The organism is Enterobacter cloacae complex sp. IR53041 (assembly GCF_049238285.1).
In the GTDB taxonomy this organism is placed as follows: Bacteria; Pseudomonadota; Gammaproteobacteria; order Enterobacterales; family Enterobacteriaceae; genus Enterobacter; species Enterobacter roggenkampii.
Map to the genome: position 1 here is coordinate 1 of NZ_JBMKHB010000064.1, position 5,698 is coordinate 5,698.

5 protein-coding genes and 1 pseudogene are annotated in these 5,698 nt (G+C 54.9%); 3 read left to right on the forward strand and 3 right to left on the reverse strand.

The annotated features are described in order from the left end of the window. Positions 1-248 precede the first annotated feature (248 nt). Both ACOTXF_RS23445 and cynR read right to left on the reverse strand, forming a co-directional pair. Positions 249-866, reverse strand: a complete 618-nt coding sequence (locus ACOTXF_RS23445; RefSeq protein ID WP_003032543.1) for a DUF2238 domain-containing protein — start codon at positions 864-866, stop codon at positions 249-251. Positions 867-925: 59 nt separating this feature from the next. Then, the gene (cynR, locus tag ACOTXF_RS23450; protein ID WP_109023025.1) at positions 926-1,813 is read right to left on the reverse strand and encodes a transcriptional regulator CynR; all 888 of its coding nucleotides are present in this window, start codon (positions 1,811-1,813) and stop codon (positions 926-928) included. Between the two features lie 109 nt (positions 1,814-1,922). Between cynR and ACOTXF_RS23455 the strand changes: the two genes are divergently transcribed. From ACOTXF_RS23455 to ACOTXF_RS23465, 3 genes and pseudogenes are all read left to right on the forward strand, one after another. Then, positions 1,923-2,582: a carbonic anhydrase gene (locus ACOTXF_RS23455; protein ID WP_003032549.1), complete on the forward strand. Its 660-nt coding sequence runs from the start codon at positions 1,923-1,925 to the stop codon at positions 2,580-2,582. A 29-nt stretch (positions 2,583-2,611) separates the two neighbouring features. Further along, entirely contained in the window at positions 2,612-3,082 is a 471-nt protein-coding gene (gene cynS, locus ACOTXF_RS23460) for a cyanase (protein ID WP_003032552.1), read from the forward strand. Positions 3,083-3,130: 48 nt separating this feature from the next. Beyond that, positions 3,131-3,436 (forward strand): annotated as a pseudogene (locus ACOTXF_RS23465) (cyanate transporter); the annotation flags it as partial. Between the two features lie 21 nt (positions 3,437-3,457). Here ACOTXF_RS23465 and ACOTXF_RS23470 read toward each other — a convergent pair. Continuing rightward, entirely contained in the window at positions 3,458-4,489 is a 1,032-nt protein-coding gene (locus ACOTXF_RS23470) for an IS630-like element ISEc33 family transposase (protein WP_003033020.1), read from the reverse strand. Positions 4,490-5,698 lie beyond the last annotated feature (1,209 nt).

Consider the following 5,698-nt stretch of genomic DNA (forward strand, 5'->3'; position numbering starts at 1 on the left):
CCTGGGCGAAATGCGCCTGGTAAGCAGAGTTTTTGAAATGTAAGGCCTTTGAATAAGACAAAAGGCTGCCTCATCGCTAACTTTGCAACAGTGCCCTTGTTCGCACCTTCCCTATAAGCTGGATAAATTGCAAAATGATATCTGGCGCTGGAGCGACCTGAGAAGAACCATCCTGATTTGTAAGGTTGTTGCCTGATAAACGGTGTGCTGTATAACGCAGAACCCGCCAATCAGGCGGGTTCGAGAAATTACAGTAAGCGCATTAGCTGGCGCTGATGGTAACGACCAAGCAGCAATACCGTGGTTAATGCCCCGAGCAAGGCGCAGAACATGTCCGACTGCGTATCCCACGGATCGCCCTGAGTCCCCAGGAAATCATCTGCGCCCTGGCCCATCGCCAGCGCCGCCCACCACTCGATCAATTCATAGGCTGCACTGATGGCCAAAGCGATACAGCAGACCAGAAAACCGACCATTTTACGCCCGCGCACGTAGCCGCTGCGCAGTAAAATTTCTCGCGCCGCCAGTGCCGGAACCAGCCCCTGGAAAAAGTGGCCCAGTTTGTCGTAAGGATTGCGGCTCAGGTTAAACATCTCCTGCACGTCGAAGCCGATGGGCACTTTGGCGTAGGTGTACATGCCGCCGCCGATCAGAATAAGCGCGTGGAAAAAGATAAGCGTGTAAAGGAGGGGCGTCAGCGGGTAGCGACGATGCGTGGACAATAGCAGCGGCACAATGATAATGACCGGGGTGACCTCCATGAGCCAGGTCGTGCGGTCAGCGGTAAAGAGGCCGGTGTAAATCAGGGCAAGCAACAGGATCAGCGCGCCGCCTTTGAGTGTCGATGAGAGTGCGGTTGATGTCATACTCGTCTTCTGTCTCAGTCAAAAAAGCACTATCGCCTGCTGGCGTGCGAAATTCAATGTTACCGGGTGTACGTTTTCGTCACTTCCTGCGCCATTGCCGTAAATGCCTTCACGGCGGCCGTTCTCCACGCGCCTTTGCGTAGCATCAGCGCGGCGGTTCGTTCCAGCAACTGCGGCGTCAGTGAAACGGCTTTTAATCCCTCATTTTGCGCGGCGATTGGCGATGGAAGCAGGGTGGCGAGCGTTGTACGACGCACCAGTTCCAGAATGGCATTGATAGAGTTTGCTTCTATTACTATCTGCGGATGCAGATCTCTTTGGCGGCAATAGCGATCAATTTGTTCGCGCGTCGCAAATTCCTCACTCAGTAAAATGAGTCGTTCATTATTAAGATGTGACAAGGCTACGCACTCCTGTTGCGCCAGAGGATGGCTTTCAGACACCATCAACGCAAGGGATTCCTTCAGTAGCGGCAGTACGTCGATGTCTGCCGAATGAACATCATCAAATGCGATGCCGATGTCCAGTTCATCGTTGAGCAGCAGCTCTTCCATCTTTTTCTGCGACATCTCCTGTAACGCAAGGGTGATATTGGGATAGCGCGCATAAAACCTCGCCATTAGCGGCCCGATAAGCCACGAGGTAAACGTGGGGGTAACGGCGACACGCAGTGAGCCACGGCTCAAATCCTCGACATCATGAATTGCCCGCTTTCCCTCTTCCAGCGATCTCAGCGCATTTTTCGCGTAACCCAACCAGGCTTCGCCAGCATCGGTGAGCTGAATATGGCGACCACTGCGATCGAACAGTTGCGCGCCAAGTGACTCTTCAAGCTGTCTGATTTGCTGAGAAAGCGCGGGCTGCGAAACGTGAAGCGCCGTGGCGGCACGGGTAAAGCCTCGATGCTCAGCGACTGCCAGAAAGTAGTGAATATGTCGTAACAGCATCATCTTTCCCATAAGTTTTACCAATAGACTTGATTATAAATGAGTCTTTTATCTTATGGAACGTAGCGAGTAGCCTGTGTCCATTCCATAGTGAGACAGAGGAACAATCGTGAAAGAGATTATTGATGGCTTTTTGAAATTTCAGCGCAGCGTCTTTCCCGAACGCGCCGAGCTTTTCAGATCGCTGGCAAACCAGCAAAACCCACGCGCGCTTTTTATATCGTGTTCAGATAGCCGCCTGGTGCCGGAGCTGGTGACGCAGCGTGAGCCTGGCGATCTGTTTGTCATCCGTAATGCGGGCAACATTGTTCCTTCTTATGGCCCGGAACCGGGAGGCGTTACCGCATCGGTGGAGTACGCCGTGTCGGTTTTGAAAGTAAATGACATTGTTATATGTGGTCACTCTGACTGTGGCGCCATGACGGCCATCGCCGGATGCCATTGCCTGGACAGTATGCCCGCCGTCAGCCACTGGCTGCGCTATGCCGATTCAGCCCGCGTGGTGAATGAATCACGCACGCATATTTCATTGCAGGCGAAAACCGCATCAATGGTGCGTGAAAACGTTATCGCACAGCTGGCCAATATTCAGACCCACCCGTCAGTACGCCTGGCGCTGGAAGAGGGGCGGATGGCATTACACGGCTGGGTTTACGACATCGAACGTGGCGATATTGCCGCCTACAACGGTGCCAGCGGGCAGTTTGTCTCGCTTGCCGAAAATCCAAATACCTGCGCGATGCCGCTTCGCAGCCTCACCGCAGCTTAATTTTTTCTCTCTATACAGGAGGTTCCATTATGATCCACGCACAAATTAACCGCGATATTCGCCTCTCTTTGGCTGACCAGATTCTGCTTATCAAAGCGAAAAAAGATCTGACCTTTGCGCAACTCACCGATGGTACGGGCTTATCTGAAGCTTTTGTTACCGCGGCCTTGCTGGGGCAGCATGCACTGCCGGCTGATGCGGCGCGTCTGGTTGGTGAAAAGCTCTCACTGGATGAAGATGCGGTGCTGCTTCTGCAAATGATCCCACTGCGCGGCAGTATTGACGATCGCGTACCCACTGACCCGACCATTTATCGCTTCTATGAAATCCTGCAGGTGTATGGCTCTACGCTGAAGGTGCTGGTGCATGAGAAATTTGGCGACGGCATTATCAGCGCCATTAACTTCAAGCTGGATGTCAAAAAAGTGGCTGACCCGGAAGGCGGTGAACGCGCGGTGATTACGCTTGATGGCAAATATCTGCCGACAAAACCTTTCTAAACCCGAGTAAAGCCTGGCGCGTTATCCGCGCCGGGCTCAAAGAACAATATGAATCAATCTCCTCGTACGGGTCTGATGCTCCTTGTGTTGGTGCTGATTGGCCTGAATATGCGTCCGCTACTCACGTCAATCGGGCCTTTACTCCCGCAATTACGTGCGGCCAGCGGCATGAGTTTTACTGTGGCTTCTCTTCTTACCGCATTACCGATGGTCGCGATGGGCGGACTGGCGCTGGCGGGAGGCTGGATCACTCGTCATATTCGCGAGCGTGATAGCGTGGCGGTCGGTCTGTTGATGATCATTATTGGGGCGCTAATGCGTGAGCTGGCGCCTCACAGCGTGGTGCTGCTGACTAAATAGCTGCGCCTAATACCGCTACACTTTTGCCTGACCATGTTTTCCTCCGGGGAATGGGCTGGCGGTTTCCATAAAATGGCGGACCTTTTTCAGTAACTGCCACATTGAGCGGCACTGATGATTACGGGTTATCGTGTCATGAAGTGCCTGCCATAGCCGTTCCACATGATTCACCCACGGCGAGTAAACCGGCTGGTAAATTACCCTGAACTTGGGATTTGCTTTCAACCAGCGCTGTGTTTCGCGGCTTTTATGGATAATGTAGTTATCAACGATCAGCGTGATTGTTTTCGCCCGCCGGTAAGTGGCTTTCAGGTGCTTCAGCAGAGCGATAAACAGCGCTGAACTTTTGCTGTTGCCGCCCACGTAGCTGACTTTACCCGTGCCACTGTGCAGTGCGCCGGCCAGATAGTATTTTTCGTTCTGCCCCGGCGTCACTACCCGTTTCTGCTGTCCGCGCAACTGCCAGTCCGCACCGATTTTAGGATTAAGGTGAATATCCACTTCATCTTCATAAAATACCGGATGCTCTGCGTTGCATTCATCCAGCGCTTTGTGGATTACCGCCATCTTTTCATCTTTATGTGGGTCACGGATGCGCAGAGTTGGCGCGGCCCTGCGCCATACAAGCCCCGCAGATGGCAACCAGCGGCGAACGGTTCCTGCATGTAACTGGCAACCGGTTATCTCATTGATTTTTATTGCCAGTAATTCGGTGCTCCAGCGTGAACGTTGATAACCAAAATCGCCGGGAGAATGCTTTATCAGCTCACGTAACAGGGTGCAGATATGTTCAAAAGGCCAGCGTCGGGAGCGCCCTGCGGGTAAGGATTTCAGGCCTTCAATACCTGAGTGCGTAAACCAGTTAATCCAGCGACCAACGGATGAACGGGCACAACAGAGAGTTCTGGCAACATCGCTGACCCGTTCACCCCGATGAAGCATCAGCATGGCCGTGAGTCTGCGGGCATGATTTTTATCGCGCGTTTTATGAATAGCTTTCTGCATCAGGCGTCGTTCGCCACGGGGTATTGGTGCTATGATCGGCATCGCTCAGTCCGGTTGGTGGTTTTGGTTGGTTTGGCGAATGATCAGATCGCGCAATCCGGGCTGAGTTCCCTTTCAGTGATCTACTATTCCGCGCAGCTATTTAGTGTTGGCCTGCGGGTTCCCCCGCACCCGCTGTATGTAGTATCGGCAGCATCTGAGAAAACCACTACATGTAGTTATCAGCGCCACAACGGCGCGGGGACGAGTGCGGTTCGGAAAAATTGGGGTTTTACCGAATCCGGCAAAAGATTGCTTCCTATAACGTCCGCTTCTGGCACACAGCAGCCGTTAAGATGTAAGGCCTTACGCCAACTAAATCTAATGGGACAGATTTAGTTGGTGATGGTCAAGTAATCTGCAAACGGTCACCAAGTAAAATGCAAATGGGTAGTCAAGTCCGATGCAATTACGCACCCGGCAAGGTGGGCCGATTCCCACACGACAGCAGCGCCCGGCAAGGTGGGCGGATTTCCACACGGCAGCGGCGCCCGGCAAGGTGGGCCTATTCCCACACGGCAGCGGCGCCCGGCAAGGAGGGCCGATTCCCACACAGCACCGGCGCGCGGCAAGGTGGGCCGATTCCCACACGACAGCAGCGCCCGGCAAGGTGGGCGGATTTCCACACAGCACCGGCGCCCGGCAAGGTGGGCCGATTCCCACACGGCAGCGGCGCCCGGCAAGATGGGCGGATTTCCACACAGCACCGGCGCCCGGCAAGGTGGGCCGATTCCCACACGGCAGCGGCGCCCGGCAAGGTGGGCCGATTCCCACACGGCAGCGGCGCCCGGCAAGATGGGCGGATTCCCACACGGCAGCGGCGCCCGGCAAGATGGGCGGATTTCCACACGGCAGCGGCGCCCGGCAAGGTGGGCCGATTCCCACACAACAGCGGCGCCCGGCAAGATGGGCGGATTCCCATATCGACATGTATGTAGCTTGTGTTATCCGTGGATTGTGCAGCTCAGCGGGTCGCTTGTCGTATGGCGTAGTGTCCCCCGTAACCGGCCGCGTGCGGCCGCTAACGCGCAGTACGGCGCCGCGACCCGAAGGCGGGCCGCCGTTCCCGCGCGCAGGCGCGCGGCGCCCACTGCGCACCCCCGTGGGGGACGTACGGCGGCACTGTTGCAAATAGTCGGTGGTGATAAACTTATCATCCCCTTTTGCTGATGGAGCTGCACATGAACCCATTCAAAGGCCGGCATTTTCAGC